The organism is Ectothiorhodospira sp. BSL-9 (assembly GCF_001632845.1).
GTDB lineage: Bacteria > Pseudomonadota > Gammaproteobacteria > Ectothiorhodospirales > Ectothiorhodospiraceae > Ectothiorhodospira.
In genome coordinates this window covers 2,514,374-2,534,577 of the sequence record NZ_CP011994.1, presented here as the reverse complement: position 1 = coordinate 2,534,577, position 20,204 = coordinate 2,514,374, and the positions used below count along the sequence as shown (strand labels likewise).

16 protein-coding genes are annotated in these 20,204 nt (G+C 61.0%); 7 read left to right on the top strand and 9 right to left on the bottom strand.

The window, feature by feature from the left end:
• Position 1: 1 nt before the first annotated feature.
• Both ECTOBSL9_RS11765 and ECTOBSL9_RS11760 read right to left on the bottom strand, forming a co-directional pair.
• Positions 2 to 262: a hypothetical protein gene (locus ECTOBSL9_RS11765; protein WP_156500112.1), complete on the bottom strand. Its 261-nt coding sequence runs from the start codon at positions 260 to 262 to the stop codon at positions 2 to 4.
• 117 nt (positions 263 to 379) lie between these two features.
• Positions 380 to 721, bottom strand: a complete 342-nt coding sequence (locus ECTOBSL9_RS11760) for a cation transporter (RefSeq protein WP_063465211.1) — start codon at positions 719 to 721, stop codon at positions 380 to 382.
• Positions 722 to 1,189: 468 nt separating this feature from the next.
• Here ECTOBSL9_RS11760 and ECTOBSL9_RS11755 point away from each other — a divergent pair, with 468 nt between their 5' ends.
• Together ECTOBSL9_RS11755 and ECTOBSL9_RS11750 are read left to right on the top strand one after the other, a co-directional pair.
• Positions 1,190 to 1,510: an antibiotic biosynthesis monooxygenase gene (locus ECTOBSL9_RS11755; RefSeq protein WP_063465210.1), complete on the top strand. Its 321-nt coding sequence runs from the start codon at positions 1,190 to 1,192 to the stop codon at positions 1,508 to 1,510.
• Between the two features lie 111 nt (positions 1,511 to 1,621).
• A complete protein-coding gene (locus tag ECTOBSL9_RS11750; RefSeq protein ID WP_063465209.1) occupies positions 1,622 to 2,680 on the top strand; it encodes a ChuX/HutX family heme-like substrate-binding protein in 1,059 nt (352 codons plus the stop codon).
• Between the two features lie 163 nt (positions 2,681 to 2,843).
• Here ECTOBSL9_RS11750 and ECTOBSL9_RS11745 read toward each other — a convergent pair whose 3' ends face one another.
• The 4 genes from ECTOBSL9_RS11745 to ECTOBSL9_RS11730 form a co-directional block, all read right to left on the bottom strand.
• A complete protein-coding gene (locus ECTOBSL9_RS11745) occupies positions 2,844 to 3,083 on the bottom strand; it encodes a YlcI/YnfO family protein (RefSeq protein ID WP_063465208.1) in 240 nt (79 codons plus the stop codon).
• Complete coding sequence (locus tag ECTOBSL9_RS11740) at positions 3,080 to 3,502, bottom strand: putative toxin-antitoxin system toxin component, PIN family (protein ID WP_063465207.1); 423 nt, start codon at positions 3,500 to 3,502, stop codon at positions 3,080 to 3,082. Before ECTOBSL9_RS11740 ends, ECTOBSL9_RS11745 begins: the two co-directional genes overlap by 4 nt.
• A gap of 127 nt (positions 3,503 to 3,629) precedes the next feature.
• Positions 3,630 to 4,319: a hypothetical protein gene (locus ECTOBSL9_RS11735; protein WP_063465206.1), complete on the bottom strand. Its 690-nt coding sequence runs from the start codon at positions 4,317 to 4,319 to the stop codon at positions 3,630 to 3,632.
• A 155-nt stretch (positions 4,320 to 4,474) separates the two neighbouring features.
• The gene (locus ECTOBSL9_RS11730) at positions 4,475 to 7,345 is read right to left on the bottom strand and encodes a hypothetical protein (RefSeq protein ID WP_156500111.1); all 2,871 of its coding nucleotides are present in this window, start codon (positions 7,343 to 7,345) and stop codon (positions 4,475 to 4,477) included.
• A 72-nt stretch (positions 7,346 to 7,417) separates the two neighbouring features.
• On the opposite strand from ECTOBSL9_RS11730, the gene ECTOBSL9_RS17000 reads away from it, so the two are divergent.
• Positions 7,418 to 7,702, top strand: a complete 285-nt coding sequence (locus ECTOBSL9_RS17000) for a hypothetical protein (RefSeq protein WP_168161557.1) — start codon at positions 7,418 to 7,420, stop codon at positions 7,700 to 7,702.
• A 109-nt stretch (positions 7,703 to 7,811) separates the two neighbouring features.
• On the opposite strand, the gene ECTOBSL9_RS11725 is transcribed toward ECTOBSL9_RS17000, so the two are convergent.
• From ECTOBSL9_RS11725 to ECTOBSL9_RS11715, 3 genes are all read right to left on the bottom strand, one after another.
• The gene (locus tag ECTOBSL9_RS11725) at positions 7,812 to 10,340 is read right to left on the bottom strand and encodes a TonB-dependent siderophore receptor (protein WP_082829902.1); all 2,529 of its coding nucleotides are present in this window, start codon (positions 10,338 to 10,340) and stop codon (positions 7,812 to 7,814) included.
• Complete coding sequence (locus ECTOBSL9_RS11720) at positions 10,340 to 13,420, bottom strand: hypothetical protein (protein ID WP_156500109.1); 3,081 nt, start codon at positions 13,418 to 13,420, stop codon at positions 10,340 to 10,342. The genes ECTOBSL9_RS11725 and ECTOBSL9_RS11720 overlap by 1 nt, the downstream gene beginning before the upstream one ends.
• 215 nt (positions 13,421 to 13,635) lie before the next feature.
• Entirely contained in the window at positions 13,636 to 15,786 is a 2,151-nt protein-coding gene (locus tag ECTOBSL9_RS11715; protein WP_063465202.1) for a prolyl oligopeptidase family serine peptidase, read from the bottom strand.
• 45 nt (positions 15,787 to 15,831) lie between these two features.
• Here ECTOBSL9_RS11715 and ECTOBSL9_RS17165 point away from each other — a divergent pair, with 45 nt between their 5' ends.
• The 4 genes from ECTOBSL9_RS17165 (at position 15,832) to ECTOBSL9_RS11695 (ending at position 20,138) form a co-directional block, all read left to right on the top strand.
• A complete protein-coding gene (locus ECTOBSL9_RS17165) occupies positions 15,832 to 16,209 on the top strand; it encodes a hypothetical protein (RefSeq protein ID WP_168161556.1) in 378 nt (125 codons plus the stop codon).
• Positions 16,210 to 16,745: 536 nt separating this feature from the next.
• On the top strand, positions 16,746 to 17,294 hold the full coding sequence (gene hutX, locus ECTOBSL9_RS11705; protein ID WP_063465200.1) for a heme utilization cystosolic carrier protein HutX: 549 nt from the start codon (positions 16,746 to 16,748) through the stop codon (positions 17,292 to 17,294).
• Positions 17,291 to 17,983 (top strand): SDR family oxidoreductase, encoded by a 693-nt coding sequence (locus ECTOBSL9_RS11700; RefSeq protein ID WP_063465199.1) that lies wholly within the window; start codon positions 17,291 to 17,293, stop codon positions 17,981 to 17,983. Before hutX ends, ECTOBSL9_RS11700 begins: the two co-directional genes overlap by 4 nt.
• A 127-nt stretch (positions 17,984 to 18,110) precedes the next feature.
• A complete protein-coding gene (locus ECTOBSL9_RS11695; RefSeq protein ID WP_063465198.1) occupies positions 18,111 to 20,138 on the top strand; it encodes a TonB-dependent hemoglobin/transferrin/lactoferrin family receptor in 2,028 nt (675 codons plus the stop codon).
• Positions 20,139 to 20,204: the final 66 nt, after the last annotated feature.

Here is a 20,204-nt window from a genome sequence, read left to right as displayed (position 1 = left end):
CTCACGACGAGGGCTCCTCGTCCTTGCGGGCCTGACCGTCGATGACGGACTCGTCGTCGCGCGGCTTCGCGGCCTCGGCGCGGGCCAGCCGTCGCCGGGCCCGCGCCGAGGTGTTCTCGATTCCCTCAAGACTCGAGACGGTGGCATCACGCAGACGCTCACCGGCCTGGTTGAGGCTCTTGCGGGTGCGATCGGTCTTCAACAGTCGCACCGCGACCGCGCCGGTGATGATCCCGGCAGCGAAAGGCAGTAAAGGTATCATGGTATCCATCCTCCTCAATTCGGCAGGATTCTCTTCTTCTAAAGTGTAGGACAACACACGGGCACGACCGATCCCGGACGTCACCGGCGCATGGCCTGGTGGGGATGGGCCGAGGGATCAGGACAGGGCATCGGTGACCTCCTGGTAGGCCTGAATCAGCACATTCTCCAGCGTGCTGGCCGCAGATGATGGCTCGCCGGATAAAAAATCTGCCCAGGCATCCGGAGGGATCGTTTCCGGGTCGTATTCAACCACGCAGGAGCGTGCGAGCAGGTTCAGACGCACGGAGCGCACCCCGGGCAGCTTTTCCAGCAGGTGCTGAATCTGTTCGATCAAGGCCCCGGAAGGCAGCTGTTGAAACTGGGGATCACGCACGAGTTTAAGCCGCACCCGGCCACGCACGTGATGGGCGATTTCAAGGTCGTGGAGAAAGGCGCGCAGATCATCAAGGGCGATCATGAAGCAGCTCCCGATGATATGCCGCCAGCACCACCCAGGTGTCTGACAAGACTGAACATCCGTAACTCCGGAAAGGTGTCACTTGGCTGGCGGCGGCTGGCTGGAGTGACGGCATCGTAGGCAAGGATCAATGATGATCCCCATGGCCCCATAATGACATGCCCTCCAACGAACGCCAATACGACGCTGGTAGAAATGGGGTTGTCCAAGTGAACTTGATAGGGGTCGGGCTTGCCCGCGAAGGCGGTGGGCACCCGAGCATCCCCAGGGCGCTGCCGCCGCAGCGCATCGCCGGCAAGGCCAGCTCCCACGGGGGCTGACTGGTGTTGCGCCCCCCTGCCTGTGGGAGCGGGTCAGCGGATTCGACTCGTGGACTCTTGGCTTTAAGCTTAATGCGTACTATTCTCATTATCATCAAAAATCTGCAAGACGATCGCACAACCCACAAGCACGCCAGGAGACGCCGCCATGATGATTGCCATGAATCGCTTCAAGGTCCACCTCGGCCATGAAGCCGAGTTCGAAGGAATCTGGGAAAGACGCGAGGGCCGCCTGAAGGGAGTGCCCGGATTCATTGAGTTCAAACTGCTGCGTGGTGCATCGTTTAACGACCACACGCTCTTCTCCACCCACACTCTATGGGCCAGCCGGAACGATTTCGAGGCCTGGACGCAGTCCGACGCATTTCGCCAGGCCCATCGGTCGGCCGGCAATCATTCCCATATCTACCTTACCGGGCCACACCTGGAATGTTTTGAAGTGCTGCAATCAGAGACCGCGGACAGCTAAGACTCACTGACCCCTGGATCCATTCGTCGGAAATGACGTGAAAGTCCTGTGCTTTATAAATAGTAATGATTATCATTCGCTATAGAACCCATTAATCCCTCGGAGGATAAGATGCACGCAGCAGAATTCCTGCCCCGGCGCCACGCCCCGCTTTCCACCTTCCATTCCCCTCACGCCCGCCCCTATCTGGACAGCCGCCACATGGGGTTGACCGAATCCCAGCAGCTGTCTCTGGCCTGTGGTCGACGGGTGCACCGCCTGCGACAGGACTGGCTCCATCTCCTCTCCACCCTGCGAACCCATCCCTGGCTTCGCTGCATCACCTCAAATCAGGGTGTCGAATTGGACCAGCCGTTGAATGCACTTCACGCCAGCACGATGGAAAACACACTGGCCCTGCGTGGCTACCATCAATTTCTCGCCTTCCACCTGGATCACTGGCACAGTGGTTTCGTGGTGGACACGGATGCCTCGGGAGAATCAATACCTGAGTCCATGCGCTTCTTTAACGAATTCGGCGACCGGATATTCACCTTGAAAGCGGCATCACCGCGGGGGTTCGACATCGCCCTGATCCACCCCTTCCTGGACGACCACCAGGGTCGCGAGAAAACCCATGTCCCGGCTCCGCCCCACTGGTTTGCCGACCACCGCGGGTACTCGCTGGATCGACTGGACCGCGAATCCCTGCGGATCTGGTGGCAGCTGCCCACGGACTTCCCCGCAGAGTGCATACCGGGCCTGCCCACATTATCTCGAACGCAGATGATGGACACCCTGGGTCGGGACCTGGCCGTGCAGGCTGGTGTGAACGCCCTGCATCTGCTTGCAGAGTCGCTCAACGAGCAGACTCACCTGCCCCTGCGTCTGTCGGTATCCAATGGGGCAGCCACCCAACGCCACACCAGCGATCACATCGAGGCCAACATCCGCGCCAACGTCCTGGAACTGGAACAGGGGCCTGCCAGGGCACGCCTGGAACTGCAGTCGGTGGAGACCGTCTGGATCGTTCGCAAGCCCAGTTACCGAGGGCATACCCTGGCCATCGAGTGCCATGATCGCCAAGGCGGACTGCTGATCAGCCTTGACGATCAGGCCACCTCAGCCCACCCCTGGAACGACTGGCCCAGCCTGCTCCGGACCATGCAGCCGGCCATTACTGCCTGGTAGGAACACTGCAAGTGTTCAATGGATCGCCAACTCAGGTCATTTTCCCCGTAATCGCCAGGCGTAGGCGAAAGTATGTTTAGCCCGTGGTTTCGTAGAAAGGAGCAAAACTCTCTTCTCCAGATACTTACCGAAGCCACGAAGCGGTCAACTGTGGTTGCCGTGTTCAAACGCGTTCGTCGCCGGGCAGGGGCGGCGCATCCGGCGCCCGGTCCAGCACGGCCAGGAAGTCTTCGCGCCGGCCTTGGGCGGCTTCTGCGCGCAGGTAGTCCAGGGTCATCACACTGGCCATTTTCTCGGCAGCCGCGCTGGCGATGAACTGGTTGACGGACACGCCGTCGCGAGCGGCGAGTTCCTTGATTCGCGCATGAACGGAGTCGGGCAGGCGGATGGTCAGGGCAGTCATGGGAGTGTCTCCAGATGTTTAAGGCAATGGCTGGGCATGACGGCTTCTACGCCCAGTTCTTGCGAACGCCGAAAGTCCTTGATGTTATGTGTGACGATGAAGCGGCTATGGGAGGCGACCGCGCATTCGAGCACCATGTCATCGGTGGGATCGCGCAGAAAGGGGCGCCAGAGATAGTAGATGTCCTGCAGGCGGGACAGAGAAGCTAGATAGCGCAGAAAACCCAGCATCTGCGCATTGCTGATCCCGGGGGGGCGATGTTCCGGTCGCGTCAGCACGGACTGCCATTCCATATACAGCGCCACGGAAAGCGCCGGGGTGAAATGTGGCGACGGCAGTTGGCGCAGCAATTGCTGGCTTGCTCCGTGTTGCGAGCGCATGGCCGCAACGAGGACAGAGGTGTCGAGTACGATATTCATGGTTATGCGAGTATAACCACTTCAGCGCGACCCGCAAGCACGCCCCTATGCCGGCAGCTTCAGGCGGAGGTGTTTCCCTGACACATCCCCACCCGCGGCACCTGGCCGCGGGTGGGGATGGCGGCTGCTACTGCTGCTGCGCCGCGGACCTGGCCTCCTCGGACGTGATGCCGCCCCAGGTCATCACCACGTTGATGTCCGGAGTGCCAAAAAGCGTTTCGAATGATTTCGCGGGCAAGGTCTCCACCATCTCGTCTTGAAGCGACTGACGCCGCGCCTCAAGCTCCGGCGTCATCTCCCCGGCGCGGCGAAGGGTTCGCAACTCGAACCAGTCCTCGGGCCAGAGTTGCGGGTCCAGGGCAACCGTGACGGTCTGCATGGTGGATTTGCGCAATAACTGAATGCGGAAGCTCTCCACGGCATGCTCCATTCCCGCGGGCCGCGGCGTGCGCGCCTCGGGCTTCTCGCTCACCAGCACCAGATCCAGTGCATCGGTCACCCCGCCCATGGGGGCATGACTCAACACCAGAAGATCGTTGGCCCGGGCGATCTCATCCTCCCCAAAGAGCAGGTCCAGGCCATATTGCAGGGCCAGAAAGCCGACCGTGGCCGGACCGCACGGGTAGCCATGGTGGTCCAGCACCCGCGCCAGGCTGATGCTTCTGGCGACCCCGTCGGGGTGGATGACGTGTATCGGGGGGTGATCCTTCACCACCTGAGGAAGGTCATCGGACACGGCCTGTTTCAGCGGCAGCCCCACCAGCAGGATGACGCCCAGCGCAGAGGCAAGAACGAAACGACGAGGGGATGAATACATGGGCAATGCTCCTGAGGTTAGACAAGTGAGGTGAGGTCAACGGGTATTGACCGAATGCGGAGCGTTGCAACTGGCTGGCGATGGCTGGCTGTGCAAACGAGTCATACAGAGACATCAGGGGCAGAAGGATGAAGCCGCCTCCTGCCCCTGACGGATTAACGCCGGGACATCGAGCCCACATCCATGCAACCGGGGCAGTACGGAGTGAGATCCTGTGTGTCCGGGATCCCATCACCGTCAATGTCGTCGTCCATTTGCAGGGGCGACATCATCCATTCGCTCTCGGCGTACTGAGGATTGAAAAAGTCCGGACGACCATCACCGTCGAAATCGAAGCGGGCCATGGAGGATCCTGGAAAATCATCCCAACCCGTCAGTTCCTCGGCGATGATCCGTAACAGCCGGTTGCGCACGCTGGATCGATCTTCCGAGTCCGCCAAGGACTTCGCGTGCGCGAACCCGCGCAGGGAAGTCAGTGCCTCTACCACGTGGCGTGTCTCCAGATCACGATCCTGCTCACGTATCAGGTCAGCGATCAGATCCCGGGCGGCGGGCGTTTCACCTTCGCCAATGATCAGATCCACACCGGTGCTTCGTGCGTCTGCCACCTGCGAACGCAAGTTCGGTTTGATCTCTCCCGTTACCGCCACGTGCTCCCTGAGCGTGTCCACCAGCAAGGCATAGGCCGGGACGAGTCCGATATTGGCGGCGCTGCCGCGCGCCTGAGACGCCCGGCCCCGGGTGAGCCAACCCAACGCCTCTTTTATTTCATCATCGGAACCGGCAGAAGATGCCAACTCCTTCCAGGTGTTGACTGCATCATCCAGACCGGACAGGGCCAACTCAGCATCCCCGGACTCGATCAGCAGTTCGGCCCGCTGGATGACGTGGGCCACACGTTCGGAACCGGTAAACACCTGACCGATGTCCGTAAACCTGGACAGCCGCCGCTGGCCCCCCGCCAGGTCATCCAGCCAGAAGTGTGCTGCTGCCAGCAGTCGGATGGATTCCGCGAATTGTGCCGTCGGGGTAGTGGATCCGGACATGGCCTGCTCCACTCGTTCGGCGCAATCTTCCAGGTGTTCAAGGGCGCGCGCCTTATCACCGGCCAGATCGAACATGAACGCCACGCGACGACAGCCCAGATAAACGAACTGCCAGTCGTTGCGAGCATCGACCCGTTCATCCACCAAGGCCTGGCTCAGCGCGATCTCGGCAGCCGCTTCCGTCACTGCCAATGCGGCCGCCATCTGGCCTTCATCCACCAAATAGAGTGCGAGGCGCTGACCACCCGGTCGCAGCACCTCGCGACTGATCAGGTCAAAGGTCAGATCTCGTAATTGCCCGGATGGCGTTGGATTCTCACGTGCGTCCAATGTCATTTGAATGGCTTGTTCAATTTCACCCCGCAGAGCCTGTTCACGGGCCTCATAGAGGCGCACTTCAGCGCGAGGGGCCGATGCGCGTTCCCAATGATCGCCATGCAAAGTTTCCCCCCGTTCAATCAAGGCTGCGTAATCTGCGAGACGATCAAGGTAAACAAATACCTCCGATACATTCGTCAGGTGCAGACCAGCCGCATCAAGGTTTTGTGATGTATTGAGAAGATCCTCGAACTCTTCTGCACTGCGTTGAACCGCCGCTGTGAGGCCCATGCGCACCGCGAGTTCGCCGTACAAGGCAACGTACATGGTTCGCGTGCTGTAGATACGATTGATCATTCCAAAGACAGGATTGGGCTCCCGTCCCAGTCCCCAGATCAGCTTTTCCGCCAGAATCATGGCGGACTCGGCCTCATTTCGCAGTGCCGATACCGAATTCGAGGCATTCTCGTAGCGTTCCACCGCTTCGCGGGCCGCGTTGTAGGCCGCCACAGCGATTTGCCGGTAGGCGTTGCTATATTCCTGGCCCTTGCCGCCGGCAAGGCGGGTGAACTCGCGCACACTTTCCAGTGTGTCTTCTGCATCACGGGTGAAGCCTGCACGACTGAAGCTGCCACTCAACCGGGAAAGAAACGCGGCATCTTCATGCTCAAGATTCTGAATGCCCTTGGCCTCGAGAACCTCGGCATGGATTTCTCTCGCCGTGATCAGGCGCTCGCGCGCAGCTTCCGCTTCACCGTTGTCGAAAAGCGCATCACCTACCAAACGCTGTGCCTCGGCCCGCTCTGCTGGCTGAAAAATCCGAGCGCGAAGTGTCAGTTCCGCAGCCTCCAGCATTCCGGAGGCGGCCATCCCATGAGCAATGTCGGCGAATACGGGGTCAGTGACTGCGTCATCGAACACCTCATCGAAAAGACGCTCGGCACGATGATAAGGCGAGAGATCCGAATTCAGGAAATAGGCCATACGCCTTTCGTTATCCATGCCCAGGGCTTCACCATGGGCCAGAGGGATGGTGTGATCGATCACCCGCTGGGAAGCCAGGTCACGCAGGATGAGATCGTGCCGAATATCAGCCAATGGAAGGTCGGCCTCAGAATTCGAGAGGTCCTCCGGCATGGCATGCACCTGGAATACATAGCGGGCGATGTTCAGCAGCGCCGAACTGCCTGCCGGGACACTGCGCTCGCCCATGCCTTCCCACAGGGCTCGTGAAAGCGGATCCACGTGGTCCGGATTAACGTGCTTGCCGGCCAGTTTAAAATAACCCTCCAGCCCGCTGCGAAGGCTTGCCAATCCCTGTGCCTTGATCATCCCCTCGGCATTCGACTCTGCCGGATCCAGATCCAGCAAGGTTTCGGCTTGCTCAGCAATTTTGGTCAGCCTGGTTTGTGACGCAGGCGGCAGTTGCTGATCCAGGGCCAGGGTTGACGCTGCCTGGTTCAGTCGGCCAGGAGACATTGACCGTATCTCGCTCTCCAGCCGCTCCCACCGATCATCCTGCCCTTCCAGTGCCATCAGGATCTCGGTGATCAACAGACTGGCTCGCTGCGTCGCGGCATCCTCGGCAGGGTCCGCCATCACCACCGATTCATCCAGGTCCAGCCTTTCGGCCACATGGCCCACCGCCTGCTCCCGAGACATGCCCATCTCCCGCATTCGCCGATCCACCAATGTGGTCAACGGCGACACTACTGCCCGCTCCCCTGACCCATCATGGGGCGCACTCAGCGTCAGGTTCCCCAGGACATGCCCGGTGCGCACATCCACACCGCCCCGGGCCTCGATACGGTGAGCCTGAGCAGCCTGATCGGACTCGAGCATCAAGGTGAAAAGGCCCTGATCATCAGTCTGCTCCACCGTGGACAGTGCATCACCCTGAGCATCCACCAGGCGCACCGCCGCACCCTCAATGGGGGGATCGGTCACCAGGCCGGACACTTCAACCCAGGCAGATCCATCATTGGACGAAGAGGAGCCACCTCCAAGACAACCCGTTAAAGACAGCATACCGAGCAGGACGAGCAGCCCCATCAAGGGGAATTGAGTGATTCGTGACATATACGTGCCTCCTGCCGTGTGCGGACGGCCGTTTTGGTGATTCGAGATCTCAAAAGTCATATTTCAGGCTCACCCAGTAATGTCGACCGATCTCCACGCCGCTCTGCCCCGAGGGCACGGTATGGGTTCGCTCATCGAAAAGGTTATTGACCTGAACCTGCGCCGTGAGCGCCGTGGCCCCTGGCATCGGCTGGGAGTAACTCAGGCTCAGGTCCGTGATGAAAGTGACGGGCCGGCTTTCGCGTTCGTACTCGTCGAGTTGCTCGAACACCCTTTCACCACTGGGCAGTTCCACCAACTCTCCATCCACGACACGGCCCGTGCGGGTAATGACGGATTGACGGCCACGATATCGGGTATTCAGATCCGCACGGATCCGTTCCCCAAAAGGTCTTGAGAGACTTAGATTAGCGACCACAGGGCGGGCAAAGTCCTCCCGCAGAATATCCAGCTCGCCATAGCGGATACGCTCACCCCGGTAGGACACGTACTGCCCCGAACCGGTGGCATCCACCGGATCGTCATAATCGGCATTGCTGGTCCTGGTTTCGGAATAGGTCAGATGCAGCCCCACCAGTGTTTCGCCATACTCCCTGAACCAGGAGGCAGACACTCCCCGGTATCGGCTGTGACCATCATTGTTCATGAGGTAATAGCGATAGCCGTCGGGTTGGGTCTCGGTGGTGGTTCGGGCAAACTCGTCCCGGTTGTCCCGCTGAACCAATTGAAGATCGAGCACCCCCCCCAGCAGTGCCTGCCTCAAACCCACCATGAGCTCATCGCTGAAGGGTGTATCCAGATCCTCGAACACATAGCGGAAGGTGCCCTCACCCGAGTCCACTTCCCAGTCCCGAACGACATTCTGGGTGGTGCCGCGGTATTCCCTGAAGAATGGGGCCCTCGCCTCCCGCAGCTTGTAGGTCAGCAGGGCCGCGCCGTAATAACGGTTGGCCCCCGCCCGGACTACGGTGCGGCCATCATCGAACACATCGAGACTGCCCCGGGTGCGGTACGCAATATCGTGGTTACCGAGAAAATCATCGTGGTCATAACGCAAGCCCACCGTGCCGGTGACCCGCTTCCAATTGAGCGTGGTCTCGCCAAACAGACCCGCTTCATTCAAGGAGACTTCAACGTCATCGGCGGGATAGACGCTTCGGGTGGAGAAATACTGTTCACGCTGCTGGCAGTCGTAACGATTGCCCCGACACTGGACCTCGCTGTTGATCACCGGATTTTGATAAACGTAGAGATCCTCATCCCGCTGGAATCGATAACGCTGATGGTTGGCTTCGGCACCGAAACGATGGCGTACCTCGGCCTGTCCAAGGTCGTTCCCCATGGTCTCCGCCATCCAGCGAAAGGACAGACTGCCCTGTTCCTTATCCAGATCACCAAAACCGCCCTGACGGCTGTTACCCACATCTGCACGGCGCCCCCAATCGATGCTCCGGGTATTGGCCCAGTTAAAGAAGTCCTTGGGTGCGCTACGGCTGTTTTCGCTGTAGTTGACTCCCACCCGGAATTGATGATCGAGTCGATCTCCCGCGTATTCCAGATTCCCGGTGCTGCTGTAGCCACCGCCCTTGATGGTGAAGTCGCTATCCTTGGCATCCACAATGAAACGGTCATTGCTATAGGGGGCGTAACCCACACTCCAATCGATCAATCCCCGATCACCCAGGGGCGTGGTCAGTTTCAACAACAGATTGGTGTTCTCCTGCTCCTGTGAACGACTGCGACCCAGGGTCACCTGCGGGGTGCTGGAACGGGCTCGGCTAAGACCGATCACAAGGCCTGAGGCCTCGCCAATGGGCGTTGCATAGTTCAGAGACAAACGATCGCGACTGAATTCCGGGGTGCCGGGCGGCTCCGGAGGCAGGGTGCCCGAGTCCGGATCCCAGTCGCGGGTGAACGTGCGATAGCTCACCCAATCGCTGCGGGTGGTACTGTAGGAAATGCTCCCGTCGGCCTCCATGCCCGCACGTCGGGTCTCCACCTCCACCACACCACCGGTAAAGCGGCTGAATTCTGCTGGAACGTTGCTATCGAACACCCTGATCTCGCCGATCAGGGCACTGTCAATGAACTGGGACTGCTCATGCCCGGGTACATCGCTGATGGCGTTGGGATTGGTGGATGCCGGATCCAGGCGATTGGTGATACTCATCCCATCAAGCAGAAACTGGTTCTCGTAAAAGCGCCCGCCGGAAATGGAAAAGGACTCCGGTCTAAGATCCAGCAACGACTCGGTGGTCAGGGCGGATTCGCCAAACTGCAACCCAGGCACCAGACGCAGCACACCATCCACGCTGCCATCGGGCCCGCCGAAACGCTCGATATACCGTGCGTCGAAGCGATAGCGGCCGGCCGCCGTGCGCTCCCCGCCAAGCGGTGTCTGCTCGGCGGGACGCACGAGGATGGTGTCCAGACGCGCATCCGTTACGCCTCCATCGCTGGTTGATCCCTCCTCCGCATGTGCCTCGTACAAGGCGATCGACACCGCGGCGGCCAGCAGAAACCCGGGGGCCCTCCTCCACTGGCCCCCGCTCATCAGGCAGTATTGAGTCCTCGGCATCAGGCATCACACCCCACGCAATAGGGTGTGCGGTCCTCGGTGTCGGGGACACCGTCACCATCGATATCATCATCCAGCATCAGTGCCGACGACGCCCGTTCCGCCTCGCTGCTGCCGGGGCTGAAGAAGTCCGGACGCCCATCCCCATCAAAGTCGAAGCGTGCCAGGGCCGTGCCAGGGAAGTCATCGGCATCGTTCATTGCATTGGCGATATTGAGCAGTTGCCGGTGACGTTCCGGCACCTCTTCAATATCCAGGGCGATCGTCCTTGCCAGATCGTACTCGCGGGCAGAAGCCAGCCAACGAACAGCCGAGTTGATCTGGGTGGCGCGGTCATTGGCGGCCGCCAGTGCATCGATCATCGCCAACGAACCCGGCCAGGTGCCCAGGAGGGCGCTATCCCCCTCGACCAGCATGCGCACCCGATCCCGGGCGAGGTTCACCTGTTCCTGCTGGGTCACATCGGCCCAGCCGGACTCGGTGATGGCACGCCTAATGTCCTCTGCCACCTGCACAAAGCTTCCGGTCAGGGAATTGCGCACCGAGCCACTGCGGATGTAGGACGCCAGATCCAACGCCTGGTTGATGGCCGCCTGGTCACTGGATGGTGTAGCTACCTGGGTGAGTTGCCTCACGGCCTCATCCAGCGTGTCCAGGGCACGGGAGGGATCACCGCCGCTGCTGCGCAGCAAGGCCACCTCCATGAGATGACGGATACGGTCCACGGGATCGCTCAGCACGCCGCCCAAGGCCTGGAAACGGTCAATCAGTTCCGCGTCTCCCGACATGGTTAGCTGCTGATAACCCTCAGCCATGGACTTGGCGATCCAGAGGCGATCGTCGGTCGGGCTACCCGTATCAAACACCGATTCCGCATATTCGCGGCAGGCCTGCATGCGCTCGCGTGCCAGTGCCGGGCGATCCATGCGATTCAGAATCAACGCCACCTTGCGACAGCCCTGATCAACGAAATTTCGTCCGGATGAGCGCTGTTCCACATACTCGTCGGACATGGCCAGTTCCCAGGCCGCGTCCATGACCTGCCAGGCTTCGTCGTTTGCGCCCTGCCTCCAGAGCAGCACGGCCAGATGAGGTGTGCCGGCATCGCGGCTTCCCGTACCCACCTGGGTCAGTTGCGTGATGGCTCCCTGGGCGGTGTCGGCCTGCGCTGCCACCTGTTCGATGGCTGCGTGCACTTCACCTGCAAGCGCCCGATCAACGGCCTGGTAAAGTACCGCGTTGTCCTGGGCGGCGTCCGCATTGCGATCGTTGATCGGACGAACATGCTCCTCGATCCATGCCAGGTAGGTGTCGATCTCTCCCAGTTCGCCATAAATCGGCGCCATGCGGGGGCTCATGGTGGCCCCATAGGTGAGGTTGCATTCGGTGGTGGCGAGGCGCCGAAAGTCATGGATCGCTTGTTTCATCCCCGTGTCGTTACCCAAACGCCGGTAGAGGTCGGCGTAGGTCGTGACCATCATGGTCTTCATGGCCTCGCAGCGCCCCTCCAGTGGCTGACGGCCGGCCCCCAGGGTCGCCTCCCGGAAGAAATCAACCGCGTTCAGTGCATCGTTGAGTGCTGAACCCGACAGCCCCGCCTCCTCGGCGGCTTCCACGGCGGCAGAGGTTCCGTTTCTCAGGGCGACGAGGATGCGGCCAAAAGCAGTGGTATAGGGCTCACCTTGCTGGGAGTCGATAAACTGCCGCACGGCCAGGAGTGCTTCATCGGCGTCGTCCCTGAACCCAGCATTGAGCAGGTCGCTATTGAGGGACTGGAAGAAACTGGCGTCATCACCATCCAGGTTGCTGATGCCCTTGCCTTCCCTCAGTGCAGTTTCGTAGGTATTGAGGGCCGCCCTCCAGTACTCGACGGCATTATCCAGATCATCGGCCCCGCGCAACGCCCGAGCCACCTGTTGCTGGGCCAGGGCCCGCTCGGTAGGCTGGAAGATACTGGCCTGAAGGGCCAGCTCAGCCTCTTGCAGCAGGCCCGCCGCAGCCAGATTACGGGCGTTCGCCCGGTACATGGGATCGAGTACACCGTCATCCAGCACCCCGACAAACAGACGTTCGGACTGGTGAGCGGGCGACAGGTCGGAACGGAAAAAGTAAGCGGCCCTGGCATCGTTATCCATGCCCAGGGTTTCGCCGCGGGCCAGGGGAATCGTGTGATCGATCACCCGCTGGGCAGCCAGGTCACGCAGGATGAGGTCGTGCCGAATATCAGCCAATGGAAGGACGGCCTCAGGATCCAAGAGGTCCTCCGGCATGGCATGCACCTGGAACACGTAGCGGGCAATGTTCAGCAGGGCCGAACTACCCGCCGGGACACCGCGCTCACCCATGCCATGCCACAGAGCTTCGGACAGGGAATGCACGTGGGTGTCGTGCACCGCTTCACCGGCCAACTCAAAATAACTTCTCAAGCCCCTGCGCAGGCTTGCCAATCCCTGGGCCTTGATCATTCCCTCGGCATTCGAGTCTGCCGGGTCCAGATCCAGTAAAGTTTTGGCTTGCTCAGCAATTTTGGTCAGCCTGGTTTGTGACGCATCCGGCAGTTGCCGATCCAGAGCCAGGGTTGACGCTGCCTCATCCAACCGTCCTTTGGGCATTGACTCCACGACGCCCTCCAGCCGTTCCCATCGATCATCCTGCCCTTCCAGTGCCATCAGGATCTCGGTGATCAACAGACTGGCTCGCTGCGTCGCGGCATCCTCGGCAGGGTCCGCCATCACCACCGATTCATCCAGGGCCAGCCTTTCGGCCACATGGCCCACCGCCTGCTCCCGAGACATGCCCATCTTCTGCATTCGCCGATCCACCAATGTGGTCAACGGCGACACCACTGCCCGCTCCCCTGACCCATCATGGGGCGCACTCAGCGTCAGGTTCCCCAGGACATGCCCGGTGCGCACATCCACACCGCCCCGGGCCTCGATACGGTGAGCCTGAGCAGCCTGATCGGACTCGAGCATCAAGGTGAAAAGGCCCTGATCATCAGTCTGCTCCACCGTGGACAGTGCATCACCCTGAGCATCCACCAGGCGCACCGCCGCACCCTCAATGGGGGGATCGGTCACCAGGCCGGACACTTCAACCCAGGCAGATCCATCATTGGACGAGGAGGAGCCACCTCCAAGACAACCCGTTAAAGACAGCACAAGCACGGGTATCAGCAAAAATGCCGTTTTATGCCAAAACATGGTGATCACTCCAAATATACGTAAAACTAATCATTAAACGAATGCGTCCTAGTTAGGTTCTTATTAACAATCCAGTACAGGTTGCCACTTGCTCACGGCGTGTCCTTGTCCGATCCGGCTGAATCCACATACGCGGCGGCCCGCTGCATGGTCGCTGGCATGAACTGATTCGCCCCGCTCATCCAGGGCTGCCCTTCGGCACCCTTGAGGTGGTGATCCAGCCATTGCAGCTTCCGACGGGTGGCGTCCTCACGGTTGTCCTGATCGCGGAAACTGTGGCCCTCCCCCTCATAGGCCAACATGACCACCGGTCGCTGGGATCGGCGCATGACGTTGTACAGCTCCACCCCCTGGCTGAAATCCACGGCATCATCATCGGTGCCGAATACCATCAACAACGGGGTGTTGGAGCGATGGGCGTGGAATACCGGTGAGTTTGCCAGGTAGGGCCCTGGGGTCTCCCAGAACAGGGAGGTCAACCGGCCTTGACCGGTCTCGAAGATATTGGCGTTGGGTTGGCCGGTTCGCCGGTAAACGGCGTTGTACTGGCTGACCAGGTTGGTGACCGGGGCAGCCGCGATGGCTGCACTGAACAGGTCGGTCTGGGTGATGGCGAAAGCGGTCTGATAGCCACCCCAGGAATGGCCCACCAGTGCCACGGCATCGGGATCGATCATCCCCGTATCCAGTGCTGCCCGGACTGCGGGACGGATGCTCTCCATGGAGGACAGACCCGGTCGATTCAGTTCGTAGGCGATATCCGGTTCCAGCACGAAATACTCTTCAGCCGAGAGGATCCGTTGGTTGAAGAGTCCACTCAGTCTGGGCGGGTGATAACTGTGCAGATTGTCGGAGCGATCCTCGTAGATGAGCACGACCATGGGGTAGCGCCGACCCGGTTCGTAGCCGGCCGGATAGAGCAGCCTGCCCTGAAGGGGCTGACCGCGCTCGCTCTCGTAATGAAGCAACTCATCGCCGCCCCAGTGAAATGCCGATTGCTGAGGATTGGTGTTCGTGACCCGCTTGAGGGTGTGAAAGTCATCGTTGGTGAAATGGAAGTTGGGAGACTCGGTCGCGCTCTCCGCCATCACCACGAAGGCATCCGCTGCCTCCGCCTTTTGCAGGAAACGTAGACGGCGGGGCTGGTTGAGCAACCACCGCGCCCCTTCATCCGGGTTGTAACGCAGGTACCCATGAGACTTGTCCTGCTCGTTGAAAGCCGAGAAATAGAGCGCCGAGGTATCGTCCGGTGGGTCCGCATGCCAGTCCAGACGATGTTGGCGAAAGCGAATCCGGTTCTCGCGACCCTGTGTCAGGCGCTCCACACGACCACCATCGGGGCTGACGCGGTATACGTCGAAGCGGGAGTAAAGCAGCACCCAGCGATCGTCGGCCGCCCACTGCCCATGGCCGAAGGCCTGGTCCTGCTCGCGGCCACTGACGCGGGTGTAGTCGTTGAAAGGTGCGCTCAGATCGCCGGTAAGCGATACGACCCTTCCAGTCTGCAGATCCAGCGTCCACCATTGATCATCGCGGAAATACATCAGGTAACGGCCAGTGGACGAGCCCCCGACCTCCTCCTGTCGCGTCACCACCGGAACTGCGATGCCGTCGGTGACATCCACCACGTGAAAGTCGTGCCAACGCTCCCCAAAATGAGGCAGATACGGGCGGGCATCCTGAACGAGCAAATGACGTTCACCGGACAACAATTGCGCGCTGCGATGCGGGCCGATCTCGGCGAGGTTCGCCAGGCTGCCCTCCTCCGGCGACCAGGCCGCCACAATGAGCAGTTTGGACCCGTCGCGCTGGCGCTGTCGCCGGGGAGATATGGGATCATCCCGCCAGTGCCAGACGGCCAGCCCTTCCGGCAGGGCCTCATCCGCCGCAACGCCGGTCAATCCCACACCGAATATCAACCGACGACCGTCATCCGCCCACCGCAGACGCCCCACCCCACGAATGCGCTCGCCGAGCACGCAAGACCGCGCCGCACAGAGAGCCTCCCAGCGTTGATCGAGCGCATGCAACAGGCCGACACCTTCAGCCACCCCGTATACTGCGAGACCAGCCCGGGCCGTGTCCGATGGGGCCGTGACCCGCCGTATCACGGCAAGCTGCTCGCCGTCCGGGTGCCATAGGGGTCTTGAATCGAAACACTCGGCCTCGCCGATCTCCCGGGTTTCCAGCGTTTCCAGGTCCGCAACGATCAGGCGCTGCGGGCCTTCAGGCGGCTGAACCACTAATGCCGCTCTGCGGCCATTCGGCGAGAGCGTCGCCTGTCGACCGTGTTCTATTGCAAGGCGGCGCCCCGTTTCCAGATCAAGGAGTTCCAGCGCAGGATGCTCCGCGTCCCGCCGATCTGCCGGTACATTTCCCATGACCACGGCGACCTTGGCAGCCAGGATATGGCTGCTGATGTGTTCATGACGATGAACGCTGCCGTCCCGCAGATCAACGACCACCATCTGCGAGGCCCTGCCATTGCCCGCTTTCTGATGAACAGGCTCCCGGGCGACAAACCAGCGACTGTCGTCCGTGAAGACGAATCCCGACGCCTGCTCGAATTGCAATGGGGGGGCTTGCTTATCAGTTCGGGTCAGAACGACCCGAACCTGCTCATCAATACGCCGCACCAAGTGCGCGAACCACTGGCCATCGGGTGAAAGGCGAAATCCACCGATGCTTTCCCACTGGTCGTAGTCTGAGGGCGACAAATGACGCAGTTCAGGCTGATTCTCCTCGGCGAGTGCGTTAACACTGCACAGGCACGGCGCCAGCAGCACGATCAATCGGACGCAAGAGGCCAGCAGCTGGACGATCCCTTGCGGGCAGCAATATGTACGTGGCATCGCTTACGCGATCCCACCATCGGTGCAGCTTGCTGAGGCCCGCCGCGTTGGGAGGTGAACAACAGAACAGCCGGAGCAACGCATCATTGTGCTTCCAAAAGCCAGGGTTACGGACGATGTGCCTCCCACCAGGAGATCACATGGGTAACCGTTGCATTTGGCTGGCTGCGGGCTGGCTAATAACGCGAACGGGAATGGTTATTATTCTTTCACTGTTTGCCCCATTAGACAAGCTCTATGAATACCCCCGGTAGCTCGGTCACTGGTTCGATGCCGAAAGGTCTTGTGGCCATTCTGGAAGTCTGTTAATACTAATGATTATCATTAACCATCGACACCAGGAGCCACTCATGCCCCACCACGCCCCCCAACAAAATCCCTCCGACGCCCTGCGCCAACGCCTCGCCGATGAGCCGGGCGCTGTACTGGAGCAGATTGCCCAGGAGGAGAATTGCTGCCTCCTGGATGTGGTGCGCTGCCTGCCTCAAAGCCATTGGACGGAAGTCAGCGGGCGACACTATCTCAACGTGCTTTCCGCCCTCCCCTCCTGGGGGGAAGTGACCACCGTGCTGCATACCGCCGACGTCATCATGGAGTTCAAGGGTCCGTTTCCCTCCGGCCGCACTGGCCACGGCTTCTACAACCTTCAGGGAAAAACCGGGCTATCGGGCCACCTACGGCCCGAGCGCTGCCAGTACATCGTGTTCATGCAACGCCCCTTCATGGGCATGGAGACGGCCTCCATCCAGTTCTACAACGCGGAGGGGGCAGGGATCTTCAAGATCTTCGTCGGTCGCGATGAACAGCGCCAGCTGCGCCCGGATCAACTCCAGCACTTTTCCAGATTGAGAAACACCCTGGCCGCCCTGGATCACGTCGAGCAGGAGGCCTCCGCATGAAACCCGTCCTGATCTTTGGCGCCACCCGGGGCGTGGGACTGGAAGTGGCCTACCGCCTGCGGGGGCGCAACCAGACCGTGCTGGCGCTGGTGAGGCCCAACAGCGAGTGCGCGCCTCTCAAGACCCTGGGTGTCGAAATCATTCCAGGTGATGCCACCTGCTCCGGGGATGTGGAACGTGCCTTCATGGCCCTGGGCACCGACGGGATCGTTATTTCCACACTGGCGGGCAGACTGGACGACGGCAGTTACGTGGACGAGGCCGGGAATCAAACGGTCATCGATATCGCTCGACGCTATACGCCCGAACGCGTCGTACTGGTCACTGCCATCGGCTGCGGGGACATGATGCCCTACCGCTCCGAGCAGGCCATTGCCGCCTTCGGGGATGTGGTCGAGGCCAAGACCCGGGCCGAAGACTTCCTGCGAACTTCCGGCCTCCCCTTCACCATCATTCGTCCGGGCGGCCTTTTATCCGCGCCAGCCACCGGTCGGGCGATCCTCTCCACCAGGCCGACGATCCACGGGATGATCACCCGGGCCGACGTGGCTTGCCTGATCGAGCGTGTGATCGATGAACACAATTCACTTGGCAAGGCTTTTGCGGCCGTGGATCTGGATCACTCACGGCTTGATCCCGAGCCGAGCGAAGAAACTCACGCCGAGTCCCTGACACCATTGACACATTAACGATAATCATTATCATTCAATAAAGATTTGCCCAGCCCGCCAAAGACCCTCCCGGGTCAGGTAGCCAGCCAGGCCGCTTGTTCAACAAGCATCCCGTGACCCCGAGTCCATCGCCTGGAGGGCTTTCATGCCGCAACACCGCCATGCCATTCCTTTTATTGCCGCCTCGTTGACGCTGGCGTTGCCCGCACAGGCTGACACCCGGTCCGATCACGAGCAGGTGGCCTCCCTCACCCTTCCCACCATCGTGGTGGAGTCCACCCGTGTACCCACCGCCCTTGATCAGCTGGGGGCGCCCATCGCCGTGCGTGACAGGGCCACACTGGACCGGGATCAGGCGGCAAACCTGGCTGACGTGCTGGACCGCATGCCGGGCGTAGACACCAGCGGTGGCCCCCGCACCACCGCCCTGCAACCCGTGATACGGGGCCTGGGTGGCGAGCGGGTGGTCATCCGTGTGGACGGCGCTCGGCAGAACTTCGCCTCTGGTCACAAGGGCCGGGTATTCCTGGATCCCTTTCTGCTGGAGCAGGTAGAGGTGCTACGGGGGCCGGCCTCCAGCCTGTATGGATCGGGAGCCCTCGGCGGCGTGGTGAACTTCCGTACCCGCGATGCCGAGAGTTTTCTGGGGGACGAGGACTTCGGTGGTCGCATCACCGCAGGCTATCAGGGTCAGGGCAGCCAGCAACTGCTGTCAGCCATCGTGGCCGGACAGGGTGAGCGGGGCTCCTGGCTGGGCAGTGTCCTGCAGCGGGATCAGTCCGACCTGAAGGATGGCGATGGCGACACCATCCGCTTCACCGGCGATGACATCACTTCGGGTCTGCTCAAGGGCACGCTGCGCCCAGGGCCCGACCATCGCCTCACCCTGAGTCTGCAGGGATTCCGCGATGACCATGAGATCCCATCCAATGCCACGGCCTCAGGTACCGGCGAGGGCTCGGCCGGCATTGTGGTGGATCGCCGTACCGACAGCCGCAGCCAGACCCTCCGCTACCAGTTCACCCCGGATAACGACTGGGTGGATCTGGACGCCACGGTTTACGGCAACCAGGTGGAACTGGAAGAGACGCGGGTTGACACCGACCGGTATGACGAGACCCGCCTGCGGACCGTGGGAGTGGACCTGACCAATACCAGCTGGTTGCGGACCGGAGACGTGGATCACCAGCTGCTCGTGGGCCTGGAACACTACCGGGACCGCCAGCAGGGACGGCGCGACGGGGACCGGCGACCTCAGTATCCCGATGCCCGCCAGGAAATCACCGGCGTGTTCGTTACCGACCGTATTCTGATCGGCGAGCGTCTGGAGATCTCCCCAGGACTGCGCTACGACCGTTTCAACAAGGACGCAGACGATCAATCCTCCATCACCGAATCGGAATGGTCACGGCAACTTACCGCCACCTATGGGCTGGCGCCAGGGTGGGATCTGTTTGGGGGCTACTCGGAGGCCTTCCGGGCGCCATCCCTGACCAATCTCTATGTGGGCGGGGTGCATTTTGGCAACAACTTCTTCGAACCCAACCCCGACCTCAAGCCGGAGAAGGCGCGCAACAAGGAACTGGGGCTGAGCTACAACGGACAAGGTGTCTGGCAGGCACAGGATCAGGTGCGGGCCCGGCTGTCCATCTATCAGAACGATGTGGAGGACTTCATCGATCAGCGGGTGGAAATGGAGATGCCCGCCTTTGGTCCTCCCATTCCCGGCGGCCGCACCTACTTCGAGAACGTCGAAGACGCCCGCCTGCGCGGCCAGGAACTGGAATTCCAGTATCTGCACCCTGATTACTTCGTCGCCGTGAACGCCAGCCGGATACGGGGAGACAACCGTACGGACGGAGAGCCCCTCTCCGGCGTCCCCGCAGACAGCCTCAGCCTGGAAGGGGGCGTTCATGTGATGGCGGGTCAACTCACCCTGGGTGGACGGCTGACCCGCGCCTGGTCCCAGGGCCGGGTAACCGATGGCGGCGAAACCACCGACGGCTACACCCTCACGGATCTCTTCATGACCCTGCAACCGGCGGTCGCCGGAGAGCGGCTGCAACTGGACTTCGGCATCGACAACGTCACCGACAAGACCTATCGCCCGCATCTGGCTTCCATCAACGACCCCGGACGTAACGTGAAGATCCAGGCCAGTTACCGATTCTGAACACGACACGTCCCTTGATAGGAGACAACGAGCATGCCACTCATCAAGCCAACCCATCCCGCCCAG